The organism is Arthrobacter methylotrophus, assembly GCF_039539965.1.
Lineage (GTDB): Bacteria > Actinomycetota > Actinomycetes > Actinomycetales > Micrococcaceae > Arthrobacter > Arthrobacter methylotrophus.
Genome location: NZ_BAABED010000001.1, coordinates 2,709,373 through 2,734,470, shown reverse-complemented (window position 1 = coordinate 2,734,470; position 25,098 = coordinate 2,709,373). Strand labels below are relative to the sequence as shown.

The following is a 25,098-nucleotide window of genomic DNA, read 5'->3' as shown; positions in this document are numbered from 1 at the left end:
AGCCGCTTGTTCCTGGAGTTTCCAGGAACAAGCGGCTTTTGTGGTTTAGCGTCCGCGTGCAGCCTTGCGGTCCGGGCGAGCCTTGTAAGGGTCGATGCCCTTGGGGATTGGCAGGCGGTTGCCGAGCGAGGAGATCCGCTTGTTGACGGCGCCGACCTCAGTCTTGGTGAGCTCGTTCTTGTACTTGTTCATGGTCTTTGCAATCTGGCTGATGGGCACCTGACCCTCGCCACGGCCGCTCTCGATCACGTGAATGGTCACGTTCGGGAGAATGCGGGAGAGTTTCTTGCGCTCGGCGTCGGCCAGCGGCTTGACGCGGTGCGAAGGTCCCTCGGTGACCAGTACGACGCCCGGGCGGCCGATAGCGCGGAAGACCGCGTCCTGGGTCCTCGGGTTGACGGCGACCGGCTGGTCTTCGGTGATCCAGCCACGGCGCAAGGTTCCCAAGGCCGCACCGGAGGCCCCGGGCTGGTTCTCGATCTGTGCGAAGGCTGCCCGTTCCGCACGGCGCGAGAGGATGAAGACAGCTGCGAGCAAGCCCAAAGGAATGCCGATGATCAGGCCCGTGACCCAGTTGTTCAGGAGCAGCCCGACAACGAGGCTGACAGCAACGACGCCGAGGAACGCCAGCAGCATGAGCCACACGACGATGGGATCGTTGCGGCGGGTCATCTTGAAGACCTCGCCGATCTGCTTCAGCTGGCTCGGCTTCTTGGCCTTGGCTTCCTTGGGCTTGCGGGAAAACAACCCGCGCTTGGGAGCCTCGGCAGCCGATGTTGTGGAGTTGCTGGAATCAGGGGATTTCGCCATAGTGCCTTAATTCTACGTGATTTGCGGCAAAGGACCGGACGCCGGACTTATCCGGGACCAGGTCCTTTGGCTATGTGTTTTCGGACCCGCTACGAGCCCTGTGCGAGGAGGGTGCGGGCTTCCTGGCGGGTGGTGCCGGAGTCCTGGATGCCTTCGGCGATGTGGGCAATGTGCTCTAAGTGCACCGGGATCTCGCGGCCTTTCTTGCGCATCGCGGTGGCCCAGAGGCGGCCGGCGCGGTAGGAGGAGCGGACCAGGGGGCCGGACATGACGCCGAGGAAGCCGATTTCCTCGGCTTCGGTGGCGAGGTCGACGAATTCCTGGGGTTTGACCCAGCGGTCCACGGGCAGGTGCCGTTCGGAGGGGCGCAGGTATTGGGTGATGGTGATCAGGTCGCAGCCCGCGGCGTGCAGGTCTGCCAGGGCTTCGGAGATTTCTTCGCGGGTTTCGCCCATGCCCAGGATCAGGTTGGATTTGGTGACCATGCCGCGGGCCCGGCCCTGGGTGATGACGTCCAGGGAGCGGTCGTAGCGGAACGCGGGGCGGATGCGTTTGAAGATCCGGGGCACGGTTTCGACGTTGTGCGCGAAGACTTCCGGGTTCGAGTCGCAGATCGCGTTGATGTGTTCGGGTTTGCCGGAGAAGTCCGGAATGAGCAGTTCGACGCCGGTGCCGGGGTTCAGTTCGTGGATCTTGCGGACGGTTTCGGCGTAGAGCCAGACGCCTTCGTCGGCGAGGTCGTCGCGGGCCACGCCGGTCACGGTGGCGTAGCGCAGGGCCATGGACTGGACGGAGCGGGCGACCTTGGTGGGTTCGAACATGTCCACCGGTGAGGGTTTGCCGGTGTCGATCTGGCAGAAGTCGCAGCGGCGGGTGCATTCGGAGCCGCCGATCAGGAAGGTCGCTTCCTTGTCTTCCCAGCATTCGAAGATGTTAGGGCAGCCGGCTTCCTCGCAGACGGTGTGCAGGCCTTCCTTTTTCACGAGGTTCTTCAGGCCCACGAATTCCGGGCCCATCTGGACCTTGGCCTTGATCCATTCGGGCTTGCGTTCGACCGGGACGGCTTTATTGCGCTGTTCAACGCGCAGCAGCTTACGGCCTTCAGGTGCCAGGGTCACTGGAGTGCTCCTTCGGGGCTGGATACGAGTGCTTCTTCGTGCTTGCGGAACTCTTCCTTGAAGCGCTCGGCAATGTCGGCGGGGTTGATGGTCCTGCCGGTCTCGATGGACATAGTTGTGACGCTGGCATCGGTGATGCCGCACGCGATGATCTGTGCGTAAGGAGCCAGATCGTTGCTGCAGTTGATGGCCACGCCGTGCATAGTGACACCGTCCAAGACCCGGATGCCGATTGCGGCGATCTTGCGGTCGGGGCCCTTGTCGTCAGCGAGGACCCAGACTCCCGCCCGGCCTTTGACCCGGGTGGCCTTGATCCCGTAGTCCTCCATGATCGCGATCATGACGGCTTCGAGGCGCTCGACGTAGTCACGGATCCCGGCACGGTTCTTCAGTTTGAGAATGGGATAGGCAATCAGCTGGCCCGGACCGTGCCAGGTCAGCTTGCCGCCACGATCCACGGGAACAACAGGAGTGCCGTCAAACGGGCGCTCATGGTCTTCCGTGAGCTTGCCTGCCGTGTAAACCGCCTCGTGCTCGAGGAGCAAGACGGTGCTGGGTTTCTCGCCTGCAACAACCTTGGTGTGGAGTTCGCGCTGGATATCCCAGCCCTGCATGTAGTCGACGAAATCCGGGGCGAGACCCAGCTGTGAAAACTCAAGAGTCATGGGGACAAGCTTAGACCCCGCCGGGCGGAGGCCATGATTTTGTGGCCAAGCTCTCAGTCGTACCGCTGCAACTGCGGTTTCGACAAAGTAGCCTGTGGATAACTTCTGCGGCAATCCGGGAAATGCGGTATTTCTTGAGGCATGGAGACTTTTGCGTCCGGCAAGGGCGACCAAGACGACGAGAAAGACGAGAAAGACGACGAGAAAGACGAGAAAGCAGGGGCCGCCCCGGGGACCGGTGGTTCCGAACCGGTGATTCCCGGCTTTGTCCCCGTCCGGGAGCTGGGCCGCGGTGGATCCGCCGTGGTGTGGCTCGCCGTGGACCAACGGTCGGGCGACGGATTCGCAGTGAAGTGCATTGCCCGCGAAACTGAGACGGAGGAACCGGGCGAGGCCACAACCCCTGTGCTCCGGGAGGTGCAACTCCAGTCGCGGCTGGACCATGAACACCTAGTCAAAGTTCGTGGCGTCGTCACGTTGTCGGGGGCATATGATGGCGGCCTGGGCCTGGTCATGGACTACGCACCCGGGGGTTCGCTGGGCCAGCTGGTGTCCAGCAGAGGGCGTCTCGGCGTGGGCGAGACAGTGACTATCCTGGCTCCCCTCGCCCAGGCTTTGGCGTACCTGCACCATCAGGGCATGACCCACTCCGACGTTTCGCCGGGGAATGTGCTTTTCACCGCCCAAGGGAAGCCGCTTCTGTCGGATCTGGGCATTTCGCGGATAGTGGGGGATGCAACAGGTGCCCCGGATGCCGGCACTCCCGGATTCGTCGATCCAGCTCCCATCGCCGGGCAGCGGGCCGAGCTCCAACCCGAGCGGGACACTTACGCCCTCGCTGCCCTTGGTTGGTATTGCCTCACCGGTTCTGCTCCAGGCGCCCCGGCCCGCAGGCCACCCCTGACGTTGCTTGTTCCGGAGGTACCTGCCCCCCTGGCCGTTGCCATCGAGGCCGGTCTTCATCCGGAGGTGAGTCAAAGGCCTTCCGCGAGCGAATTAGGTACAGCCGTTTACCGGAGCTCAGCGCCCGAACCCGTTGACCTTTCCGTTTCGGTGCATGCGACGGTCATTCCGGAACTGCTGACCCGGCGTCGGGCTTCCGGTCCTCGCCCAAGGCGGACACGCGTGGCGGCGTTTTTCGGCCGTTTCCGCTCGCCACGGGGAGGAAGAGAGGGCCGGCGTGCCGTTTCGCTCCTTTCCGCACGACGACGGGCAGCGTCCATGCTGTTCACCGTCGGGATACTTGTGGCTGTCGGTTCGGCAATCACGGTGTGGTGGGCCGGAGAAAGGGGACAGGGAGTTGAGCAGCAGACTCCGACGCCGGCTCCCAGCGGGTTGGAGGGTCAGCCGGGAAATACTCCGCTTCCTGCCGACGTCCGGGGCCTTCCCGACGGGGTGCAGCGCCAGATCCAGTCGCCGGACCCCGAGGAAGCCCTCCGGGGACTATCGGCGCTCCGCGACGTGGCGTTCAATTCAGGCAGGCTTGAGCTGTTGGAACACGTCAACGCGCAGGGCTCGGTCGCCGCTGCTGCGGACACCAAGACCAGGGACGAACTGCAAGGAGGCGGTTTGGTTCTTGCGGGCTTCTCCACCACTTTGACCAGCGTGCGCTTGGAGGACGCGCCGAGCTCGGAGCATGCAACAGTTGCCGTCACGGTGGAGGCTTCGGCCTATGCGGAACAGGATTCCACGGGGAAAATGCTCCGCTCCCGTCCTCCTGGCAAACCGCAGGAACTCCGGGTGGTTCTCCAGCGTTTCGAGGGCGCGTGGCGTATCAAGGATATCCTGGCCAAGAAGGATTAAGCGATCACTTGCCGCCGCTCGCCACCCACCGGGCCGCGTCCGCAAGCGCTGGGTGCTCCCAGGTGAAGCCCGCGTCCATAAGCCTCGCCGGTTCCATGCGCTGATTGGCAAGGACCAGCTCCTCAGCCAAATGGCCGCCCAAGACGAGTCGTAGAGCCGGGGCGGGTACGCGGAGGAACGCTGGACGGTGCAAGGCAGCCGCCAACTGCGCAACGATGGCGTTGACGTCAGCGCTTTCCGGGGCGCAGACGTTGACTGGACCCTCGATCGATGAGCCGAGCAGGTAAGCGAAGGCGGAGACTTCATCCACCAGGGAAATCCACGGCCAGTACTGCCGGCCGTTTCCCAGCGGGCCACCCACACCCAGCTTCAATAATGGAAGGAGCGGCCCCAACGCACCGCCGGCCGGGCTGAGGACCACGCCGGTGCGCGGGGTCACCACTCGCACTCCGGCGGGTGCCGTGTGGGCGGCGGCCTCCCATTCGACGCACAGGGCAGCCAGCATGCCTTTGCCTGGTCCCGCATCCTCCCGGAGCAGACCCTGCCGGGACGAACCGTAATAGCCCGACGCCGACTGGCTCAAAAACGTTCCGGGCGGGGCTGCCAGCCGTGCCATGGCCGCCGTAAGCGTCGTAGTTGTCCGCAAGCGTGAGTCGATGATCTCCCGCACGCGTGTTTTCGTCCAGCGGCGGTCCCCGATGCCGGCCCCGGAGAGATTGACCACTGCGTCCGCGCCGTCGAGCACTGTCTCGTCCAGGTGCCCCGCGGCAGGATCCCAAAAAGCCTCGCCGGTTCCTGCCGGTGGACGGCGAACCAGCCGGACGACGTCGTGCCCCTGAGCGAGAAGATGCCCGGACAGTGCAGTTCCAATGAATCCCGAAGCACCTGAAATCACGATTCGCATGCCTCATCACATCATGGCGAGCGTCACTCCGGCACTACGGCAGGCCTCAAGGGGCTCCCTTCTCCTTTGACTATGATCGAACAATGACCTCCTCCAGCTACTTCCGTTTCCCACATGTGCACGGTGATCTGCTTACTTTCGTGGCCGAAGACGACGTTTGGATCGCCCCCTTGGCCGGAGGCCGCGCGTGGCGGATTTCAGCCCAGCAGTTGCCTGCACGCAATCCCCGCTTCACCGCGGACGGCAAGCGGCTCGTCTGGACGACGATCGTCGGGGCTGCTCCCGAAGTGGTGACAGCAGAGGTCGACGGCGGCGGGTACCGGCAGTTGAGCTACTTCGGCCACAGCACCACCCGGGTCAAGGGATTCACCTCCTCGGGCGACGTGGTCGTCACGACTGCTTTCGAAAAGGCAGAGGGACGGCACACACATGCTTACGCCTTATCCCTCGACGGTGGCCCCGGCGTCGAGCTCCCTTTCGGTCCGGTGGAATCGCTGGCGTTTGGCCCGGAAGTGGGGGACGAACGACCTGTAGTCCTTGCCAGTGTGCTCTCCCGCGAGCCGGCATGGTGGAAGCGTTACCGCGGCGGTACCGCTGGAAAACTATGGATTGATGCCGACGGTAACGGTGAGTTCGCCCGGCTGCTTCCGGAACTCGACGGGAACCTCGCAGATCCGCTATGGGTGGACGGTCGGATTGCTTTCCTTTCGGACCACGAGGGTTACGGAAATCTCTACTCCGTGCGGCCGGACGGTTCGAACCTGCGCCGGCACACCGATCACGAGGACTTCTACGTACGGCATGCCGCAAGCGACGGCAAACGGGTCATCTTCGAATCGGCCGGCGAGTTGTGGATCCTGCCGACGCTCGACGCCACGTCCGAAGCAGTGCGTCTGGAGATTACGCTGGGCTCGGCATCGCGGTCCCGCCGCCCGGCGCCCCTCAAAGTTGCCGCCCACTTGGGCGACGTCTTCCCCAACGCAGCAGGTTCGGCCAGCGCAGTGGAAACCCACGGGACCATCCACTGGCTGCGCCACAAAGACGGACCATCCCGGGTGGTCGAAGCGACTCCCGGCGTCCGCGCAAGGCTTCCCCGGCCCCTCATCGACGGTCGCATCGCTTACGTGGCAGACCACGACGGCGTCGATTCCGTGTACATCAAGCGGATTGCCCCTCGAATCGGCCGGCCCGTCCTCAAAGCGCCGGTCCCGGACACCACACCAGAGCCGCGCGAAAGTGCCGAGGGCGGGGCCGAGCAACTGCCCCGCCCCGTTTCGGCGTCGGCCATCGCCGGGCAGCCTGTCACGTCCGGCGTCCGGCTACCGGAAACGTATGCGGAGCCGGTCCCGCCTTCCGGGGATAAGGAAACTGCCCCGGTAGGAGCCGCGGATGACCGGGCGGAAGGGCCGCGCATCGATGTCCTGCGCATTGACTTCCCCAAGGCAGCCCGTCCGAGCGCCCTCGAGCCCAGCCCTGATGGCCGGTGGCTTGCCGTGGGAACTGCGTTCGGGGACGTCTACCTGGCCGACACGGCCAGCGGCACCTTGTCGCTGCTGTTCAGCGTCGGGGACGGCAGCATTGACGGCCTCGCGTGGTCTCCCGACTCACAATGGCTGGCGTGGTCCGAACCCGTTACGGCTTTCGGCTCCCGGAGCAAATTGCGCATGGTAAGCACCGCCAAGCCGGAGGACATCGTGGATGTCACCGATGGACGATTCTGCGACGAATCACCTGCGTTCACTCCCGATGGCAAGTTCCTGGCGTTCCTGTCCAACCGCAGTTTTGATCCCGTCTACGACGGCCATGCCTTTGACCTGTCTTTCCCCAGCCCCATCAAGCCCTATCTCGTGGCTCTCGCAGCGGACACTCCGTCTCCCTTCGGCCCGGTAGTGGACCTCCTGGACGAGGATGACGTTGAGCCTGCCACAACGACGAAGGATGAGGCCTCGCCCACCGTCCAGGTCCGCGTGGACCTCGAGGGCCTGCCCTCGCGAGTGGTCGGTGTCCCGGTGCCTCAGGGCAACTACTCGGAACTTTCGGCCTCCGGCGGAGCGCTACTCTGGCTCGACACACCGCTTTCGGGAGTCACCGGCGACGGCCGTGGAAAGGTGCAGGACAAGGCACCCGCTCCCGCGCTGGTCCGCTACGAGCTTTCGAAGCAGAAACACGTTACCCTGGTCTCCGCGGTCGAGCGCTACCGCCTGTCCGGAGATGGCAAGAAACTGGTCTACGTCAATGACAAACAGGTTGTTGCCGTACCGTCGGACGCCAAGGTTGACGAAGAATCCGGTGAGCTCGTGAAAGTTGAGCTGAACCGCATCCGGGTCGTCCTGGATCCCGTGGCCGTATGGGGACAGGCATTCGACGAAGCATGGCGGCTGCAGCGGGACTTCTTCTGGACCGAAGACATGGCAGGACAGGACTGGGAATCGGTACACCGGAGGTACCGTCCAATCGTCGAACGCCTGGGTTCGCACGACGATCTTGTGGACCTCTTGTGGGAACTGCACGGGGAGCTGGGTACCTCGCACGCTTACGTGCGTCCGGCGGCAGTGAGTGAACCCGGCAGCAATGGACAGGGCAGACTCGGTGCCGACCTCAGGCTCACGGAGGCCGGCTGGGAGATCACGCGCATCCTCGCCGGAGACACTTCGGACCCTCTGGCAAACTCACCGTTGACCCGGCCTGGAGCCGATGCGAAGGTGGGCGACGTCATTCTGGCGATCGACGGCGTCGGGCTGTCCGCGGACCGTACTCCGGCCCAACAGCTGGTCGGCGCGGCAGGCCGGGCAGTGGAACTCACGCTGTTGAACGGCGTCGGGCACGGTGAAGCCGCTGGTCGGCAGCGGCGGATCGCCGTGGTTCCTGTGAAGGACGAGGAACGCCTGCGGTACCAGGAATGGGTACACGCCAACAGGCGCACCGTGCGTGAGGCCTCGGACGGAACGTTCGGCTACCTGCACGTTCCGGACATGATGGCCAACGGCTGGGCGCAGCTTCACCGGGACCTCGATACGGAGACCGCGCTGGATGGGCTGATTGTTGATGTCCGGCGCAACCGCGGCGGCCATACTTCCCAATTGGTGGCCGAACTGATCGGCCGCAAGGTCACCGGCTGGAGCATGCCCCGCGGCGAAAAGCCGCGCACGTACCCTCATCACGCTCCGCGCGGTCCAGTCATCATCCTGACCGACGAATTCGCCGGCTCCGATGGGGACATCATCACCCAGGTGTCCAAACTCCGGGGCATCGGCCCGGTCATCGGTACCAGGACCTGGGGCGGCGTCGTGGGCATCGACAACCGCTTCACGCTGGCCGATGGCACCGGTGTGACGCAACCTCGCTATGCGACTTGGTTCTCCGGGGGCATCGGCTGGAGCGTGGAGAACTTCGGGGTGGAGCCTGACATCGAAGTGGTGTTCCCGCCGCACGCATATGCAGCTGGCACTGATCCCCAGTTGGAATACGGGATCGGCGCGCTTAGGGAAATGGTCCAGGAACTGCCCACGGACCGGCCTCCGCTGCGTGAGGGCTACCGCAAGGTCCGCCCGGCCAAGCTGCCCGCGAGGCCGCACAAGGGCTAGCGGCTAAGCCACAACAGCGAAGTCCCCGCCCTCCCGGAAGGAAGGCGGGGACTCGCTTTTTGGATAGGTTTCGGACGTGTCGCCGCTAGGAAGCGAGCGTGGCGTCCAAGGTGATCGGGGTTGCCTTGAGCGCCTGTGAGACCGGGCAGTTGACCTTGGCGTCTTCGGCGAGGCGCTGGAATTCTTCCTCGGAGACTCCGGGGATGCGTGCGCTCACGGTCAGGTGGATGCCCGTGATGCCAACGCCTGGCTGGAAGGTGACATCGGCCTTGGTGTTGACCTCTTCCGGCGTGAAGCCCTCGCCTGCCACGCCGTTGCTGAAGGCCATGGAGAAGCATGCCGAGTGTGCGGCGGCAATCAACTCTTCGGGGCTGGTCTTGCCCTCTGCGGACTCCGCGCGGGCCTTCCACGTGACGTTGAAGGTTCCGAGTCCGGAGCTGTCCAGCGTGGTGTTGCCGGCGCCTTCGATCAGGTTGCCGTTCCATACGGTGTGTGCGGTGCGTGTTGTAGCCATGTCCACTCCTCAGCGTCGTTGCGAATTGGCGTCCGGATGCCGGATGCCGCCGGGTTCAATCCTAGGGATTCGACGACGGCGGCGCACCGCTTGTCCGCTCTGAGAGGATTGTGACCACGAACCGTTGCCGGGCTCGAGACGCCAGCGGCCGCCCGGACGGAAAGTCCAGGCGGCCGCCCGGACGGAAAGTCCAGGCGGCCGCCCTGTTTGTTCCGCGGGGTTCTCCCGAATTACTGCCAGATGGTCGCAATCGCGATGTTGAGCAGTGCCAGTCCGCCCACTCCGTGGGCCAGGCCTGTAGAGACCGGTTCGCCCTTCTTCACCTTGCGCGCACCGATGACGGCGAGCACGGCCACGGCGAGGCCGATGGCGAACTTGATGCCGAGCTTGAAGTAGTTGGGGTCGCCGAATTCGGCAGGGTCTTGATTGTGGAGCACCGGTAGGAGGCCCATCATGGCAATACCGGTGATCAGCTGCACGAACGCGCCATCCCGCTGGCGTGGGTGGACGGTGGGCTGCTTCATGGTGGCGATCCAGTAGCCCACAATCATGGCTGCGCCGACGATGTGCAAGAACAGCAGGACGTTGAAGAGAATACTCATGGCCCAAGCTTAGCCAGAAGCTTCTACGTGCCGTAGCAAAGCCACGCAACAAAATGAACGCAAAGAGGGCAGATCCCGGCAGTTTCGTGCCGGGATCTGCCCGTTGCTATCGCAACCTCAGGCGGTGCGTGCTATCGGAGCGACTGGGATTAGAGACCCAGGTCAGCTTCGAACGAACCCTCTTCAAGGCGGGCCTTGAGGGTCTGCAGGAAGCGGCCTGCGTCGGCGCCGTCCACCAGTCGGTGATCGTACGTCAGAGACAGGTACATCATGGAGCGGATGGCGATCGAGTCGTCGCCGTTCTCGTCGGCAACCACTACCGGGCGCTTGACGATGGCACCGGTACCCAGGATTCCCACCTGCGGCTGGTTGATGATCGGCGTGTCGAACAAGGCACCGACAGAACCGATGTTGGTGATGCTGAAGGTGCCGCCGGAGAGCTCGTCCGGACCGATCTTCCCTTGGCGGGTGCGGCTGGCGACGTCGGCGATCTTGCTGGCCAGGCCGGCGAGGTTCAGGTTGCCGGCGTCGGTAACGACCGGAACCAGCAGTCCCTTGTCGGTGTCCACCGCAATCGCGAGGTGTTCCGCGTTGTGGTATGTGATCTCCTGCTTGTCCTCGTCATAGGCAGCGTTCAGCTTGGGGTGCTGCTTCAGTGCCTCGGCGACAGCCTTGGCGATGAATGGCAGGAAGGTCAGCTTGACGCCGTTCTGGGCCTCGAAGGAACCCTTGGCCTTGAGGCGGAGCTTGGCGACCTTGGTCATGTCGACCTCGTGCACCTGGGTCAGCTGCGTGGAGGTTTCGAGGGATTCGCGCATGCGACGGGCGATGACCTGGCGGATGCGGGGAGCCTTCTCGACAGTTCCGCGCAGCGAGGACGCCGCGACCGGGGCGGCAGCGGGCTTCCCGGAGGCTGCCGGTGCGGCGGACGCCGCCGCGGGAGTCGAGGCTGCCTGCGCCGCCGTTTTCATTGCGTCGGCCGCGGCGAGGACGTCCTGTTTCCGGATACGGCCGCCGACGCCGGTGCCGGCCACCGTGCTGATGTCGACACCGTTCTGGTTGGCAAGCTTGCGGACAAGGGGGGTGACATAGCCGGATTCCGCCGGAGCCGACGGCGCAGGCGCAGCTGCGGGTGCGGCGGCTGGTGCAGGCGCTGCAGGGGCAGCAGCCGGTGCAGGCACTGCTTCAACAACGGGTGCCGGTGCTGCTGCGGCAGGTGCCGGAGCAGCTTCGGGTGCGGGAGCTGCGGCGGCGGGTGCGCCGGAGCCGATGACGGCAAGAACGGCGCCGACCTCTGCGGTCTCGTCCTCGTTGACGCGGATCTCGAGCAACGTGCCGGCCACGGGGGAAGGGATCTCGGTGTCGACCTTGTCGGTGGAGACCTCGAGGAGCGGTTCGTCGACCTCGACGGTGTCGCCGACGGCCTTGAGCCAGCGGGTGACGGTGCCTTCAGTGACGCTTTCGCCCAAGGCAGGGAGGGTTACGTCGTGGCCCGATGCCGGGCCGGAGGCCGCTGCGGGTGCTGCGACTTCTTCGGCTGCGGGAGCCGGTGCTGCTTCAGGGGCCGGTGCCGGGGCGGGAGCTGCCTGGGCTTCTTCCGCAGGTGCGGCTGCGGGTGCTGCAGCGCCGTTGCTGCCGCTGCCGATTCGAACCAGGGGAGCGCCGACCTCGGCGGTCTCGTCTTCAGCTACGAGAATCTCTTCGATGATGCCGGCAATAGGAGACGGGATTTCGGTGTCTACTTTGTCGGTGGAAACTTCGAGCAGGGGCTCGTCGACTTCCACTCGGTCACCAACCTGCTTGAGCCAGCGGGTAACGGTGCCTTCGGTGACGCTTTCACCAAGGGCGGGCAAGTTAACGGATTCAGACATGTCGTCCCCGTTCTCCTTATTGATCTTTAGTGCGGATGAGTGTTGCCTGCTGGGGTCCTGCGCCGCAGTTCGTGCGGGCGCAGGACCGGGTGTCTTGCGAAAGACTTAGCCGTGGAGCGGCTTGCCTGCCAGCGCGAGGTGGACTTCGCCCAGGGCCTCGTTCTGCGTCGGGTGTGCGTGGATGAACTGGGCCACGTCCTCCGGGTGTGCTTCCCAGTTGACGATCAGCTGTGCCTCGCCGATCTGTTCGCCCATGCGAGAGCCGATCATGTGGATGCCGACGACGGGACCGTCCTTCTGGCGGACCACCTTGACGATGCCACTCGTCCCCAAAATAGAGCTCTTGCCGTTGCCAGCCAGGTTGTATTCCTGGATCTGGACCTGGTCGTCGCCGAACTTCTCCTTGGCGCCTTTTTCGGTGTAGCCAACGGTGGCGATTTCAGGTTCGCAGTAGGTGACCTTCGGGATGTTCACGTCTTCGACGACCACCGGCTTCAGGCCGGCGATCTCTTCGGCAACGAAAATGCCCTGCTGGTACCCGCGGTGGGCGAGCTGGACGCCGGGGACGATGTCACCGACTGCGTAGATGTTGCCGATGCCGGTGTGTAGGCGTTCGTTGGTGATGACGAAGCCGCGATCGATGGTGACGCCTGCTTCTTCGTACCCGAGGTTCGCAGTGACCGGGCCACGGCCCACGGCAACCAGGAGGAGATCGGCTTCGAAGGTCTGGCCGTCGACCAAAGTGACCTTCACGCCGTTCTCGTCCTGCTCCACGCCCTGGAAGAAGACGCCGGTGCTGAACTTGATGCCGCGCTTCTTGAAGGCGCGCTCCAGGTTCTTGACTATGGCGGTGTCCTCGTTGGGAACGAGGGAGGGGAGGCCCTCAACAATGGTGACGTCGACCCCGAAGGACTTCCATACAGAAGCGAATTCGACGCCGATGACGCCGCCGCCGAGCACGATCACGCTCTTCGGGATGTAGTCCATGGTCAACGCTTCATCGGAGGTGATGACGCGGCCGCCGATTTCCAGGCCCGGGAGGGAGCGGGAGTAGGAACCCGTGGCCAGGACGATGTTCTTGCCCTTGTAGGCGGTGCCGTTCACCACGACGGTGTCGGTGCCGTGCAGCTTGCCTTCGCCTTCGATGACCGTGATGCCCTTGGACTTGATGAGTCCCTGCAGGCCCTTGAACTTACCGGCGACAATTCCGTCTTTGTAAGCGTTCACAGCAGTGATGTCGATGCTGTCCAGCGTGACGTTGACGCCGTACTTGGCGGAGTCGCGTGCGTGGTCGGCCAGTTCCGCCGAGTGCAGGAGTGCCTTGGTGGGGATACACCCGTTGTGCAGGCAGGTGCCGCCGAGCTTGCCCTTCTCGACGAGGCCAACGGTGAAACCAAGCTGAACGGCACGCAGGGCCGTGGCGTAGCCGCCGCTGCCGCCGCCGAGTACCAGGATGTCGAATTCTTGCGCAGTTGCCTGATCGGCCACTAGGACGCTCCCTCGCGTGAGCGATGACACGCGACTACGCGTCATCTGGTCTTGGAACTTGTACTGCGGCGATTATGCCAGCACCGAAGTTCTCTTGCATTTGTGACTACCGTGGTTCACCTTAGCGAACCACTTATCCATGCTCCACCCTGCCGAGGCTTTTGTGGGGCGCTTGTGGCCAGACTCACGTCGGGCCTTGGGGCCGGTCATGACCGGCCCCAAGTGGGTGCCGGTTCAGGCCGTTGCGAGCATGTCTTCCACGTAGGCAAGCAGTGTCCGGACGGTGCAACCGGTGCCCTGCTTGGGTGTGTAGCCGTAGGGGCTGCCGTTGTTGAAGGACGGGCCGGCTATGTCGACGTGTGCCCAGGGGATTTGCTTGCCCGCGGCGTCCTTGCCGACGAATTCGCGAAGGAACACGGCTGCGGTCATCATGCCGCCGTGGCGTTCGCCGATGTTGGCGATGTCCGCCACCTGCGAGTCGAGGCTGGCCCGAAGTTCCTCGGGCAGCGGCATCGGCCACACGAGCTCGCCGGCGCGGTCTGCGGCGGACTTGAGCGCGCCGGTGACGGCGTCGGATCCCATGACACCGGCGGTGCGGTTGCCGAGGGCGATCAGTTGCGCGCCCGTGAGCGTTGCGACGTCGATGATGGCATCAGGCTGTTCGAGGCTTGCCGCCACGATCCCGTCCGCCATGACAAGGCGTCCCTCGGCGTCGGTATTGAGAACCTCAACCGTCTTGCCGCCGTACACCGTGAGGACGTCGGCGGGGCGCTGTGCCGCGCCGGACGGCATGTTCTCGGCAATGCAGAGCCACGCGGTCACCTTGACCGGCAGCCCGAGTCCGGCGACGGCCAAGACCGTATTAAGTACGACGGCGGCACCCGCCATGTCGCTCTTCATGTCGCCCATGCCGAGGGCGGGCTTAATGGAAATGCCGCCAGTGTCAAAGGTGATGCCCTTGCCGACCAGTGCGATCTTCCTGGTGGCCCTCGCCGGGGCGTACTCGACCTTGACCAGGCGGGGCTGGCGGGTTGAACCCTTGCCGACGCCAAGGATTCCGCCGAAGCCGTCCTTTTCGAGGCGCTTCTCGTCCCACACGGTCACCTTGACGGGAAGTCCCTTGGAGAGTTCTTTGGCAGCTTCGGCAAAGGACTCGGGGAAAAGGTGGCTCGGCGGCTGGTTGACCAGGGTGCGGGTGTTGTTGACTGCGCGTCCCACGAGCAAGGCCCGGTCAAGCGCAGGCTGGACGTCTTTGCTGTCAAATGCCGTGTGGATCAGGACTTTGCCGACGGGATCCTTGAGGCCATCCTTGCTGGAGCGGTGCTCTGTGTAGGAGTAGGAACCCAGCACGGCGCCCTCGGCGACGGCCGCGACGTCGTCGAGGGACGCCGTCGGGAGTGCGAGGGTCACGGAGGACAAGCCGGCCAGCTGGCGGACGGCGGATCCAGCCGCGCGGCGCAGGGCCTCCTCCGAGAGGATGGTATCGGCAACCTTGCCGACACCCGCCAGAACCAGAACGCCCGAACCGGTCTCCGGAAGACCTGGCAGACGGTGTACCTGATCGGCTGCTCCAGTGATGCCAAGGAGGCCCAACGAAGCCGCGAGGGATTCCGCGGCTTTCGCGCCCAGGGGATTTCCGAGCAGCACTGGCCCGTCCTCGCCCTGTCCGATGCCTATCACGAGTGCGTCGCTGGGCGACTTCTTCAGGTCCTTGGCGATCGTGCCAAGGGCGATGTCTGTAGTCTTCACCACGAGGATCTTTCCTCATCTCTCTCTGCATGGCTTGGCCGGGCTGCATGTTAGGCGCCGGCCCTGATACCCCTCGGTTGCCAGCTTGTGCCAACGTCGGTGGTTGAGTGGTCCGCGCACAGCGGCACGTCTTGATCGTAGTCGGTTTGCCGCGCCGGAAAGCAATTAAATGAGATTTGCAGCACATCGATTGAGAGGAATGCGTGGCCAATCCTAAGCGTTGTATCAGTACATGGAGCGTGGCTGGCCGCCGAGGTATTGCCGCGGTGTGTAGCCGCCTGCTCCTCCTCGAATGTGTAACCGCGAAAGGAAAACGCCGTGTTTGAACGGATTTCCGGCTCCCTCCTTGACCCCGAGTCGCTCTACGCGAGCAACATTGAGCTCTTCCACAGCCCGGACATCAGGGGCCTCAACATGCTGATGGGCTTCACGGGGTTTGCCGATGCCGGCCACGTGGTCCAGCAGATCAACCGCGAACTGCTGGATGCACTCGAAGTCGAAACCGTGGCGGTATTCGATGCCGATCAGCTCATCGACTACCGCACGCGCCGTCCCCACATCAGTTTTGTGGAAGACCATCTGGAGGATTACAAAGCTCCCCGGTTGGCGCTATACAAGCTCAATGACGGCTTGGGCGAGCCATTCCTGCTGCTTGCCGGTTTTGAACCGGACCTGCAGTGGGAGCGTTTCTCGCGCGCCGTCGTCGGGATCGTGGAAAAACTCGACGTGAACCTGGTCACCTGGATCCACTCCATCCCGATGCCGGTTCCGCACACGCGGCCGGTCGGCGTGACGGTGCACGGAAACCGGCCTGAACTCATCGAGGGGATCTCGACGTGGAAACCCACGGTCGAGGTTCCTTCGGCCATCGGCCACATCCTCGAACTGCGGTTGATGGAAGCCGGGCGGAAAGTGGCTGGATACGTCATCCATGTCCCGCATTACCTGGCGGACGCCGAGTACCCGCCGGCTGCGGTCGCGGGCCTTGAATACTTGGGAGCCGCGACCTCCCTCATGCTCCCCACGGACCGACTCCGTGAGGCCGGACGGGAAGTGGGCCGGCAGATCGCCGAGCAGGTGGAGGCATCCGAGGATGTTCAGCAGGTGGTCTCGAACCTCGAATCGCGCTACGACGACAAAGCCGAGGGAACCACCCGCCGGTCCTTGCTCGCCGACGAGAACGACCAGCTGCCTAATGCCGAGGACCTGGGTGCGGCGGTTGAGGCGTATCTCGCGCGCAAAGATGCGCGCCCATAAAGCAGCTTTAATCCTGCCCCGGGCATAATGGAGAGGTGAACGCACCCCGCGCCTGGCTCATTTGGACGATCGGGGTGCTTGCCTACCTCGTGGCGGTCGCCCAGCGCACATCTTTTGGTGTGTCCGGACTGGAAGCGACCGAGCGGTTCCATGCCAGTGCCGCGGCCATTTCCTTCTTCACAGTGCTCCAACTGCTGGTCTACGCCGGCCTCCAAATACCGGTCGGGCTCCTGGTTGACCGTTTCGGTTCCCGCGCGATGATTGCGAGCGGTGCCGTCCTGATGGGACTCGGCCAACTCCAGCTGGCATATGCCGACGCGGTTCCGGCTGGTGTTCTCGGCAGGGTGCTCGTCGGCGCCGGCGACGCCATGACGTTCGTCTCCGTCATACGCCTCGTCCCGATTTGGTTTGCCCCGGCGCGGGTTCCGCTCGTCACCCAGCTGACCGGCATGTCGGGCCAGCTCGGCCAGCTCATTAGCGTGGTGCCCTTCGCGCTGGTCCTTCATTCTGCAGGCTGGACTACGGCTTTCCTGGCGCTGAGCTCATTGTCCGCGCTCGCCGTCGTCCTTGTCGTCGCCCTCCTCCGGGACGTTCCGCCCGGCCACCCACCGCGGGAGAGCGGCCAGGGGCTGCGTGCCACCGGGGTGACTTTGGCGCGCGCCTGGCAGCAACCAGGCACGCGACTGGGGCTCTGGAGCCACTTCACGGTCCAATTCAGCGGAAACGTCTTTGCCATGTCCTGGGGCTACCCGTTTCTGGTGTCCGCACAGGGCCTGGATACCGCGACCGTGTCCGCCCTGATGGGTCTGTTCGTCGTTACGAGCATTCTGGTCGGTCCTTTGTTCGGAACCTTCGTGGCCAGGCACCCCATGCGACGCTCGGCCATGGTCCTGCTTATTACTGTGGCCACCGCGCTCGCTTGGGCTGCGGTCCTGGCGCTCCCGGGCAGGGCACCTCTGTGGTTGCTCGCCCTGCTGGTGGTGGTCCTGGCCATCGGAGGCCCCGGCTCCATGATCGGTTTTGACTTCGCCAGAACCTTCAATCCTTCGCACCGGATCGGCACAGCCACGGGCATCGTCAACGTGGGCGGTTTTGTTGCGGCGCTCTTGACGATCTACTTGGTGGGGCTGATTCTCGACGTGCTCCATACCAGTGGTTTTTCGGGCGGGGAACTGTACAGCCTGGCGTCCTTCCGCATCGCGCTCAGCGTGCAGTTCCTGTTCTTGCTGGTGGGTGGCGTGTTGATCCTTGTCACCCGTCGCAAGGTGCGCCGCCAGATGGCGGCCCAAGGCGTACACGTTCCGCCGCTCTTGGTATCGCTGGCAACTCAGCGTCGGCGCCGTGTGGAATTGCGCCGCGAACGGCTCGCGAAGCAGCGAAGCGCCAGCCAGTAGCGGTGTTCCTCCACAAGGTCGTCGCCGGCGTTGTCCACATAGGGCAATTGGGGGCTGTCATCGCCGTGAATTGCTGCCGATGCTGGATTCATGACAGCAGACAACCGAGTAACAGTCTCCCGGGCCGAAGACATCCTGGCCTTCATTCCCCATGCCTTGGGACTCTGGCCGAAGGAGAGCCTCGTGGCCATCACCTTGCGCGGCCAAACCATCGGCGCCACCCTGCGCGTGGACCTTCCATCTGCGAGGTCCGAAAGAGTGCTTGCCGTGTATTCGCGGACGATCGGCGAATATTTGGAAGCGGACCGTGATGCCGATGGAGTACTCCTGGCGATCTTCAGCGACGAGGGGTGGGATGACGGCGGCGTGGTCCGCGGCAACGTGTCGCTGCTATCGTCCCTTGAACCGGTCCTGGCCGGCTGTGGGCTTGCGCTGCGGGATGCATGGTTCATCGGTTCGGAGTATTGGCGGAGCGCGTTCTGCGCCGATGTGGAGTGCTGTCCCATCCCCGGGCGTCCCGTGGACCAGATCCTTGATAGCCGGATTAATGCGGAAATGGTCTTCAGGGGGAGCAGCGTCCGGGAATCACCGCAGCTGCTTGGGCCTGGGGACGAACCTGCCGTAGATCCCGGATTCATGCGTGCGGAAGACGGCAAGCTGGAGGAAATGCTTCAGGGGTGGCGAAGCGGGAGGGCATTCGAAGAAGTGCTGGATGTCTGGACACGGGTCCTTGATAGCGGCCTTCCCGAAGAATTCGACGCTGAGGCTGCGGCCTTTCTGCGGGCGAGCCTCAGGGTCCCCGCGTGGCGCGACGCAGTTGTGGTCCTGGCGGCTGCGGGGAAAGCAGTCGCCCGTGGCGGCGCAGAGGCGTTCTGCACCTTCTACCGCGACGGTGACGAAGGGGAGCCTTTGGTCATTCCGCACGGGCTGCGTCCCGCGTCCCGGGTGCCACTGAAACCGGAGGGGACCAGGAGACCAGCGGAAACAGGGAATGTCCAGGGATCCTCCGGATCCGGGGAATCTTCGCGGTGTGCGGACAGGGACATCAATGCTTTGCGGTACGGGGACGTGTTGCTGGGTCTTCACCCGGAGCAGCCCGACTGGGCCCGGATGACGAGCCTAGACGAGGTTCTGGCAATGCTCTCGCGGCTCGGCGTGGGGGAGGCGCGTGCGGCTGCGCTCACGATCCGGGGGTGGATTCATTGGTGCCAGGGAAGGGGGTCGTTCGCCGATGAGCTCTTTTCGCAGGCAAACGCCGAGCAACCAGGCTATCGGCTTGCCGAACTTCTAGCCGAAGTGTTGCGGCGCGGCACTGTGTGTGGCTGGGCCAAGAACCCCTCGTCTGCATGGCGGAAGTTCGGTGGGGCAGCGGCATGATGCGAAGCCATGACGCGGGGCCTCCGGGTGCGCGCTGTTGTGCACAATCCGCTGGAGCGTAATTGTCTGCAAGGAGGCGGAAATCGACCTCCGGAATCCAAAACCGTGAGACAATGGTTGCCGAGACCCGGTTGGGTCCGTGATTCATGTGCCGTAAATGTCCCCGGATTCAGGGAACATTTAGGCGTCGGCGGGAGTTCTACCTTAAGACTCTGCAGTCGGCGATGGCATTTGATATTGATCGCGGACTTGACAGGGTCATAGTGGTGTTGCCCCCATGGTGATTCCACAGACCGCCGCTAGAAAGGTTTTCTGTGACCCCGTCTTCCGCCGAGAAGGAACCCGCCGCCCTGGCCGAACTGTCCGCCGAAGAAAAGAAGGCGGCTGTAGCTGTGAAGCGTGCGGCAACGCGTGCTGCCAATGCTTCGACTGCAGGTGCAGAGAAGCCGGCACCCAAGAAGCGCGGGCCCAAGCCCGGCGCCAAGGCCGCTGCCGAAGCAGCCAACAACTCCGCCGGCGCCGACGACGACGACTCCGAGGAAGAAGTCGATCTTGACGCCGTCGTTCCCGACGACGCAGAGCTCACGGAGGAAGTCGAAGAAGGCGAAGAGGGCAAGAAACCCGTCACCACCGGTTCCGGTTTTGTCTACTCGGATGCCGACGACGACGACGCGCCTGTCCAGCAGGTGATGTCTGCCGGCGCCACCGCCGACCCGGTCAAGGACTATCTGAAGCAGATCGGCAAGGTCGCCCTGCTGAACGCGGAGCAGGAAGTCGACCTTGCGCTCCGTATTGAAGCCGGCCTCTTCGCCGAAGAGAAGATCAATGCCGATGACGGATCCATGGACCCGAAACTCAAGCGTGAGCTCGAGTTCATCATCCACGACGGCAAGCGGGCCAAGAACCACCTCCTGGAAGCCAACCTGCGCCTGGTGGTTTCCCTGGCCAAGCGCTACACGGGCCGTGGCATGTTGTTCCTGGACCTCATCCAGGAAGGCAATCTGGGTCTGATCCGCGCCGTGGAGAAGTTCGACTACACCAAGGGCTTCAAGTTCTCCACCTACGCCACGTGGTGGATCCGCCAAGCCATTACCCGTGCCATGGCGGACCAGGCCCGCACCATCCGTATTCCCGTGCACATGGTGGAAGTCATCAACAAGCTGGCACGCGTTCAGCGCCAAATGCTGCAGGATCTCGGACGTGAACCTACTCCTGAGGAACTGGCGCTCGAACTGGACATGACGCCCGAGAAAGTCGTCGAAGTCCAGAAGTACGGCCGCGAGCCGATCTCGTTGCACACCCCGCTTGGCGAGGACGGTGACTCCGAATTCGGCGATCTCATCGAGGACTCCGAAGCTGTTGTGCCGGCGGACGCGGTGAGCTTCACCCTCCTCCAGGAGCAGTTGCACTCGGTGCTTGATACCTTGTCCGAGCGGGAAGCAGGCGTGGTCGCGATGCGCTTCGGTCTCACCGATGGCCAGCCGAAGACTTTAGACGAAATCGGCAAGGTCTATGGAGTCACCCGCGAACGCATTCGTCAGATCGAATCGAAGACGATGTCCAAGCTGCGCCACCCTTCGCGGTCGCAGGTTCTGCGCGACTACCTTGACTAAAGCAACGGACGAGCGGCCTTGAACCGCACGGCCCGTGACGAAACGGACCCCCGGATTATTCCGGGGGTCCGTTTCTTTTCTGCCTTCCCGCAAGGTGCATGGACGCAGCTGCCGCGGAAAGTCCAGGTTCACTGCGTTGCTTCTAGCGGCTGTTGCGTTCCAGCGACTGTCCGAGGATTCGTGCACCTTCGGCAAAGGCGGCAGGATTAGGTCCGGCGAAGTTGAGCCGGATGAACGGACCTGCCGGTTCTGCCGGGAACCATTCGGTGCCGACAGCAATGATGACCCCGGCGCTCTCGCAATCACGGCTCAGCTTTTCGAGGTCGGTTCCGTCGGGAAGCCGTGCCCACAGGTTGAGCCCACCTTTGGGGATGAGGCTGAGGTGGGCTTGGACCCTGCCGCCACCGCTACAGCCGCCGTCCTGCGCGGGCGGGAACATCCGCCGATAGCCTTCCGGGCGGTCACTGCGGTGGGGGCCATCGCCGCGATTGCTTTTGCGTCCTCGCAGTCGGGTGGTTTCGGGCAGCTGGACTCGGCGGACCTCCTGCTCCTCGGGTCCGTCCTGGCAGCGGCCATCGGGTATGCGGAAGGCGGACTGCTCGCGCGCGAACTCGGCGCATGGCAGACCGTATCCTGGACGCTGGTTCTCGCCCTTCCGTTGATGGCCGGCCTGGCCGCGCTTTCTTTGGCTCAGCAGCCACCGTCAGCCACACCGGTCCAGTGGGCGGCTTTCGGATACCTCGGCATCGTCAGCATGTTCCTGGGTTTCTTCGCCTGGTACAGGGGCCTTGCCCTTGGCCCCATGGCCAAAGTCAGCCAGGTTCAACTTGTCCAGCCCGTGTTGAGCATTTGCTGGGCCGGGCTGCTGCTCGGTGAAACCCTGAGCTGGATCACAATCGTCGGTGGCATCGCCGTCATCGTCAGTGCTGGAATCGCCGTTCGGGTCCGGCTCAATCCCTCGCCCGGGAAACAGGGCCGCTGAGGACGAGCAGAACACGACGCTTGCCTTTCCAAGAACAGGAAGAATGAAACCATGTACATCCCAGCGCATTTCACCGCCGGTCCTGACGTCATCGACGGCCTCCTGAGGCGGCCAGGCGCAGCCAACCTGGTCACGATGACGTCGCAAGGCCTGCTCGCCACCTTCCTGCCCCTCCGTTACGATCCGTCCACTGGTGAGAACGGGGCGCTCCACGGGCACCTCGCCCGAACCAACCCCCAATGGTCCGAGCCCGCGATCGGAGAATCACTCGTCATCATTCAGGGCGAGGACGCCTACGTCTCGCCTTCCTGGTATGCATCGAAGGCAGAGCATGGGCGCGTCGTCCCCACCTGGAACTATTCGACAGTCCATGTCTACGGCAAGCTCACCATCCATGACGATGTGGCTTGGCTCGGGAACCACGTCAGGCGGTTGACCGATCTCAACGAAGGCCAGTCCGAGCGGCCGTGGTCCGTGGACGATGCCCCGGAGCGCTATATCTCCGGCCAATTGCGTGCCATCGTCGGCGTCGAGCTGGTCATTACCCGGATCGAAGGGAAGGCCAAACTGAGCCAGAATCGGCCGGACAAGGACATTGACGGAGTCGTGGCCGGACTTGAAGCTCGCGGGCAATCGGAGATCGCCGCCGACGTAGCGCGAGCGAGGCAGGAAAAGCCGCAGCGGGACGCTGGCTCATAGCCGACTCTTCCGCCAAAGCGGCAAGGCCCCCTCCGCTTGGAGGGGGCCTTGCCGTCTCTGTGAAATTTTGTCAGCCGGGCGGCCGATGGGCCAGCCATGGATGGCTAGTCGGCCAGGGCCGGTTCCTTCTCCTGAAGGCGGCCCGTTTCGTCATGCCAGTCCGAGGTCATCGGCCGCAGCGTGGCCTCTACTGCACGTGCGTGGTGGCCGCAGAAAAGCAGCTCACCGCCGGAGGACTCAAGTACAACGCGGACATATGCCTGTGCCCCGCAACGATCGCACCGGTCAACTGCGTTGAGTGTGCGGTCTGCAACTGCTGTTGTCATGTTCGGCCTCCTTAGTAGTTCTGTGTATCCATATAACCAGCATTCGGAGCAAAACCATGGCAAGGATGGGTCACGTTCGCTGTCCGCGTATCACATATGCGTAACACGAAGAAGTGGCGTCCAGCACGATTGGGAGTGGCAGCGCTCGTCTTGGCTCCGGGGCGGCTAGCCTAGGAGGAGTGTTATTGCCTCTGTTACACCCCGAAGGAGCGCCCAGCCCGTGGCACCGAGTTCTGAATACAACGCCCGGCACCTTTCAGTCCTGGAGGGCTTGGAAGCGGTCCGCAAACGTCCGGGCATGTACATCGGTTCCACCGACTCACGCGGTCTCATGCACTGCCTGTGGGAGATCATCGACAACTCGGTCGACGAAGCGCTGGCTGGTTTCGGCCACGACATCCAGATTATCCTCCACGCGGACAATTCAGTGGAAATACACGACGACGGCCGCGGCATCCCCGTGGACCTGGAGCCCAAGACCGGGCTGAGCGGCGTCGAAGTTGTCTTCACGAAACTGCACGCCGGCGGTAAGTTCGGCGGCGGCTCCTACACGGCTTCCGGCGGCCTGCACGGCGTTGGCGCGTCAGTGGTGAACGCACTCTCTTCCCGTCTGGACGTCCAGGTGGACCGTGGGGGCAAGACCTACCAGATGTCTTTCCGCCGCGGCGAGCCCGGCCGGTTCAAGGACATCGGCTCCAAGCCCAGCCCGACGTCGGTATTTGCGCCTTTCGTCGAAGACTCGGTGCTCGACGTCGTAGGCAAGGCCAAGCGGGGCGTGACCGGTACGCGAATCCGTTACTGGGCAGACCGCCAGATCTTCACGCCTGACGCGAAATTCTCCCTCGAGGACCTTGCTGCGCGTGCCCGCCAAACCTCGTTCCTTGTTCCGGGTCTCAAGCTGACTGTGCGCGACGAGCGCCGGCTTCCCGGCACGCCCGGCGAGAACGGCCCGCACGAAGAGGTCTTCCACCACGACGGCGGCATTTCCGAGTTTGTCGACTTCCTCGCCGCGGATTCGGGTGTCACTGACATTTGGCGGCTCCATGGTGCCGGTAAGTTCAAGGAAACCGTTCCGGTCCTTGACGATAATGGCCACAGCAAGATCGCCGAAGTAGAGCGCGATTGCGAAGTGGACATCGCGTTGCGCTGGGGGATCGGCTACGAAACCACCATGCGGAGCTTCGTCAACATCATCGCGACGCCCAAGGGCGGGACGCACCAGGCCGGCTTCGAGCAGGCACTCCTGAAGACCTTCCGCAAGGCCGTGGAAACGAACGCACGCAGACTCAAAGCCGGCAACGACAAGATCGAGAAGGACGACGTGCTCGCCGGCCTGACGGCAGTCCTGACTGTCCGCTTGGCAGAGCCGCAGTTCGAGGGCCAGACCAAGGAAATCCTGGGCACGTCGGCCGTCAAGGCGATCGTCGCCAAGGTGGTCGAGGAAGAGATCACAGGGAGGCTGAACTCGGCGAACCGCAACGACAAGGCACAGTCCGCCCTGCTGCTCGAGAAGATCGTCAGCGAGATGAAGTCGCGCATCTCCGCCCGCGTCCACAAGGAAACGCAGCGCCGGAAGAATGCTCTGGAAACATCGTCGATGCCCACCAAGCTGGCAGACTGCCGCACGGACGACGTCGGACGCTCCGAGTTGTTCATCGTAGAAGGCGATTCGGCCCTGGGCACGGCCAAGCTGGCGCGGTCCTCGGACTTCCAAGCGCTCTTGCCAATTCGTGGCAAGATCCTGAACGTGCAGAAAGCCTCGGTGGGAGACATGCTCTCCAACGCAGAGTGCGCCGCCCTCATCCAGGTGGTCGGAGCCGGTTCGGGCCGCAGCTTCGACATTGACGCTGCCCGTTACGGCAAGGTGATTCTGATGACCGACGCGGACGTCGACGGCGCACACATCCGTACGCTCCTGCTCACCCTGTTCTTTCGCTACATGCGCCCGATGATCGATGAAGGCCGGGTGTATGCGGCCGTACCGCCGCTCCACCGGGTGGAAGTCATCAACGCCGGCCAGAAGGCCAACGAGATGATCTACACATACTCGGAGGCTGAACTACACGTGCTGCTGGCCCGGCTCGCCAAGGAAGGCAAGCGCTACAAAGAGCCGATCCAGCGGTACAAGGGCCTGGGCGAGATGGACGCCGAGCAGCTTGCGGAGACAACCATGGATCCACGCCATCGCACCCTCCGCAAGGTAGGGATCGAGAATGCCAAGATGGCCGAGGACACCTTCGACCTGCTGATGGGTTCAGACGTTGCCCCGCGCAAGGACTTCATTATTGCCGGCGCCGCGGACCTGGACCGGGAACGCATCGACGCCTGATTCGGCGGGCCCT

At 63.8% G+C, this 25,098-nt stretch carries 18 protein-coding genes and 2 pseudogenes; 9 read left to right on the top strand and 11 right to left on the bottom strand.

Annotated elements, in window-relative coordinates; translation table 11 throughout:
• Nucleotides 1-45: 45 nt before the first annotated feature.
• From ABD884_RS14475 to lipB, 3 genes are all read right to left on the bottom strand, one after another.
• Nucleotides 46-810 (bottom strand): DUF4191 domain-containing protein, encoded by a 765-nt coding sequence (locus ABD884_RS14475; protein ID WP_345046974.1) that lies wholly within the window; start codon nt 808-810, stop codon nt 46-48.
• Between the two features lie 89 nt (nt 811-899).
• Complete coding sequence (gene lipA, locus ABD884_RS14470; RefSeq protein WP_345046970.1) at nt 900-1,928, bottom strand: lipoyl synthase; 1,029 nt, start codon at nt 1,926-1,928, stop codon at nt 900-902.
• On the bottom strand, nt 1,925-2,593 hold the full coding sequence (lipB, locus tag ABD884_RS14465; RefSeq protein WP_345046966.1) for a lipoyl(octanoyl) transferase LipB: 669 nt from the start codon (nt 2,591-2,593) through the stop codon (nt 1,925-1,927). Before lipB ends, lipA begins: the two co-directional genes overlap by 4 nt.
• 141 nt (nt 2,594-2,734) lie before the next feature.
• Between lipB and ABD884_RS14460 the strand changes: the two genes are divergently transcribed.
• Entirely contained in the window at nt 2,735-4,396 is a 1,662-nt protein-coding gene (locus tag ABD884_RS14460) for a serine/threonine protein kinase (RefSeq protein WP_345046962.1), read from the top strand.
• A gap of 4 nt (nt 4,397-4,400) precedes the next feature.
• Here the strand turns inward: ABD884_RS14460 and ABD884_RS14455 are convergent, their stop codons facing one another.
• Nucleotides 4,401-5,300: a TIGR01777 family oxidoreductase gene (locus ABD884_RS14455; protein WP_345046959.1), complete on the bottom strand. Its 900-nt coding sequence runs from the start codon at nt 5,298-5,300 to the stop codon at nt 4,401-4,403.
• Between the two features lie 83 nt (nt 5,301-5,383).
• Here ABD884_RS14455 and ABD884_RS14450 point away from each other — a divergent pair, with 83 nt between their 5' ends.
• Nucleotides 5,384-8,884 (top strand): S41 family peptidase, encoded by a 3,501-nt coding sequence (locus ABD884_RS14450; RefSeq protein WP_345046956.1) that lies wholly within the window; start codon nt 5,384-5,386, stop codon nt 8,882-8,884.
• 85 nt (nt 8,885-8,969) lie between these two features.
• Here ABD884_RS14450 and ABD884_RS14445 read toward each other — a convergent pair whose 3' ends face one another.
• From ABD884_RS14445 to ABD884_RS14425, 5 genes are all read right to left on the bottom strand, one after another.
• Nucleotides 8,970-9,398 (bottom strand): OsmC family protein, encoded by a 429-nt coding sequence (locus tag ABD884_RS14445; RefSeq protein WP_345046954.1) that lies wholly within the window; start codon nt 9,396-9,398, stop codon nt 8,970-8,972.
• 230 nt (nt 9,399-9,628) lie between these two features.
• Nucleotides 9,629-10,000, bottom strand: a complete 372-nt coding sequence (locus ABD884_RS14440; RefSeq protein WP_345046951.1) for a hypothetical protein — start codon at nt 9,998-10,000, stop codon at nt 9,629-9,631.
• Nucleotides 10,001-10,149: 149 nt separating this feature from the next.
• Nucleotides 10,150-11,871 carry a 2-oxoglutarate dehydrogenase, E2 component, dihydrolipoamide succinyltransferase gene (sucB, locus tag ABD884_RS14435; protein ID WP_345046949.1) on the bottom strand — a complete coding sequence of 574 codons (1,722 nt, stop codon included), beginning with the start codon at nt 11,869-11,871 and terminating at the stop codon, nt 10,150-10,152.
• Between the two features lie 105 nt (nt 11,872-11,976).
• On the bottom strand, nt 11,977-13,359 hold the full coding sequence (lpdA, locus tag ABD884_RS14430) for a dihydrolipoyl dehydrogenase (RefSeq protein WP_345046946.1): 1,383 nt from the start codon (nt 13,357-13,359) through the stop codon (nt 11,977-11,979).
• Between the two features lie 234 nt (nt 13,360-13,593).
• A complete protein-coding gene (locus ABD884_RS14425; RefSeq protein ID WP_345046943.1) occupies nt 13,594-15,111 on the bottom strand; it encodes a leucyl aminopeptidase in 1,518 nt (505 codons plus the stop codon).
• A gap of 315 nt (nt 15,112-15,426) precedes the next feature.
• Here ABD884_RS14425 and ABD884_RS14420 point away from each other — a divergent pair, with 315 nt between their 5' ends.
• The 4 genes from ABD884_RS14420 to ABD884_RS14405 all read left to right on the top strand — a co-directional run bounded on the left by ABD884_RS14420 (nt 15,427) and on the right by ABD884_RS14405 (nt 20,749).
• On the top strand, nt 15,427-16,365 hold the full coding sequence (locus tag ABD884_RS14420) for a proteasome assembly chaperone family protein (protein WP_345046941.1): 939 nt from the start codon (nt 15,427-15,429) through the stop codon (nt 16,363-16,365).
• A gap of 35 nt (nt 16,366-16,400) precedes the next feature.
• Entirely contained in the window at nt 16,401-17,759 is a 1,359-nt protein-coding gene (locus ABD884_RS14415; protein ID WP_345046938.1) for an MFS transporter, read from the top strand.
• Between the two features lie 90 nt (nt 17,760-17,849).
• Nucleotides 17,850-19,136: a DUF4192 domain-containing protein gene (locus ABD884_RS14410; protein WP_345046934.1), complete on the top strand. Its 1,287-nt coding sequence runs from the start codon at nt 17,850-17,852 to the stop codon at nt 19,134-19,136.
• A gap of 314 nt (nt 19,137-19,450) precedes the next feature.
• Nucleotides 19,451-20,749 (top strand): RNA polymerase sigma factor, encoded by a 1,299-nt coding sequence (locus ABD884_RS14405; RefSeq protein WP_345046931.1) that lies wholly within the window; start codon nt 19,451-19,453, stop codon nt 20,747-20,749.
• 142 nt (nt 20,750-20,891) lie between these two features.
• On the opposite strand, the pseudogene ABD884_RS14400 reads toward ABD884_RS14405, so the two are convergent.
• A pseudogene (locus ABD884_RS14400) lies at nt 20,892-21,140 on the bottom strand (PLP-dependent aminotransferase family protein); the annotation flags it as partial.
• On the opposite strand from ABD884_RS14400, the pseudogene ABD884_RS14395 reads away from it, so the two are divergent.
• Nucleotides 21,132-21,731: pseudogene (locus ABD884_RS14395) on the top strand (DMT family transporter); the annotation flags it as partial. The pseudogenes ABD884_RS14400 and ABD884_RS14395 sit on opposite strands and share 9 nt — an antisense overlap.
• A 51-nt stretch (nt 21,732-21,782) precedes the next feature.
• A complete protein-coding gene (locus ABD884_RS14390) occupies nt 21,783-22,430 on the top strand; it encodes an FMN-binding negative transcriptional regulator (RefSeq protein ID WP_345046928.1) in 648 nt (215 codons plus the stop codon).
• Nucleotides 22,431-22,534: 104 nt separating this feature from the next.
• On the opposite strand, the gene ABD884_RS14385 is transcribed toward ABD884_RS14390, so the two are convergent.
• Entirely contained in the window at nt 22,535-22,756 is a 222-nt protein-coding gene (locus ABD884_RS14385; protein WP_028266761.1) for a DUF7455 domain-containing protein, read from the bottom strand.
• Nucleotides 22,757-22,976: 220 nt separating this feature from the next.
• Here ABD884_RS14385 and ABD884_RS14380 point away from each other — a divergent pair, with 220 nt between their 5' ends.
• Nucleotides 22,977-25,085 (top strand): DNA gyrase/topoisomerase IV subunit B, encoded by a 2,109-nt coding sequence (locus ABD884_RS14380; protein WP_028266762.1) that lies wholly within the window; start codon nt 22,977-22,979, stop codon nt 25,083-25,085.
• Nucleotides 25,086-25,098: the final 13 nt, after the last annotated feature.

Coding starts and splice junctions, on each gene's coding strand:
- sucB (WP_345046949.1), bottom strand. CDS start 11,871: ATGTCTGAATCCGTTAACTTGCCCGCCCTTGGTGAAAGCGTCACCGAA.
- ABD884_RS14455 (WP_345046959.1), bottom strand. CDS start 5,300: ATGCGAATCGTGATTTCAGGTGCTTCGGGATTCATTGGAACTGCACTG.
- ABD884_RS14445 (WP_345046954.1), bottom strand. CDS start 9,398: ATGGCTACAACACGCACCGCACACACCGTATGGAACGGCAACCTGATC.
- ABD884_RS14475 (WP_345046974.1), bottom strand. CDS start 810: ATGGCGAAATCCCCTGATTCCAGCAACTCCACAACATCGGCTGCCGAG.
- ABD884_RS14450 (WP_345046956.1), top strand. CDS start 5,384: ATGACCTCCTCCAGCTACTTCCGTTTCCCACATGTGCACGGTGATCTG.
- ABD884_RS14410 (WP_345046934.1), top strand. CDS start 17,850: ATGACAGCAGACAACCGAGTAACAGTCTCCCGGGCCGAAGACATCCTG.
- lipB (WP_345046966.1), bottom strand. CDS start 2,593: ATGACTCTTGAGTTTTCACAGCTGGGTCTCGCCCCGGATTTCGTCGAC.
- ABD884_RS14385 (WP_028266761.1), bottom strand. CDS start 22,756: ATGACAACAGCAGTTGCAGACCGCACACTCAACGCAGTTGACCGGTGC.
- ABD884_RS14460 (WP_345046962.1), top strand. CDS start 2,735: ATGGAGACTTTTGCGTCCGGCAAGGGCGACCAAGACGACGAGAAAGAC.
- ABD884_RS14390 (WP_345046928.1), top strand. CDS start 21,783: ATGTACATCCCAGCGCATTTCACCGCCGGTCCTGACGTCATCGACGGC.
- ABD884_RS14440 (WP_345046951.1), bottom strand. CDS start 10,000: ATGAGTATTCTCTTCAACGTCCTGCTGTTCTTGCACATCGTCGGCGCA.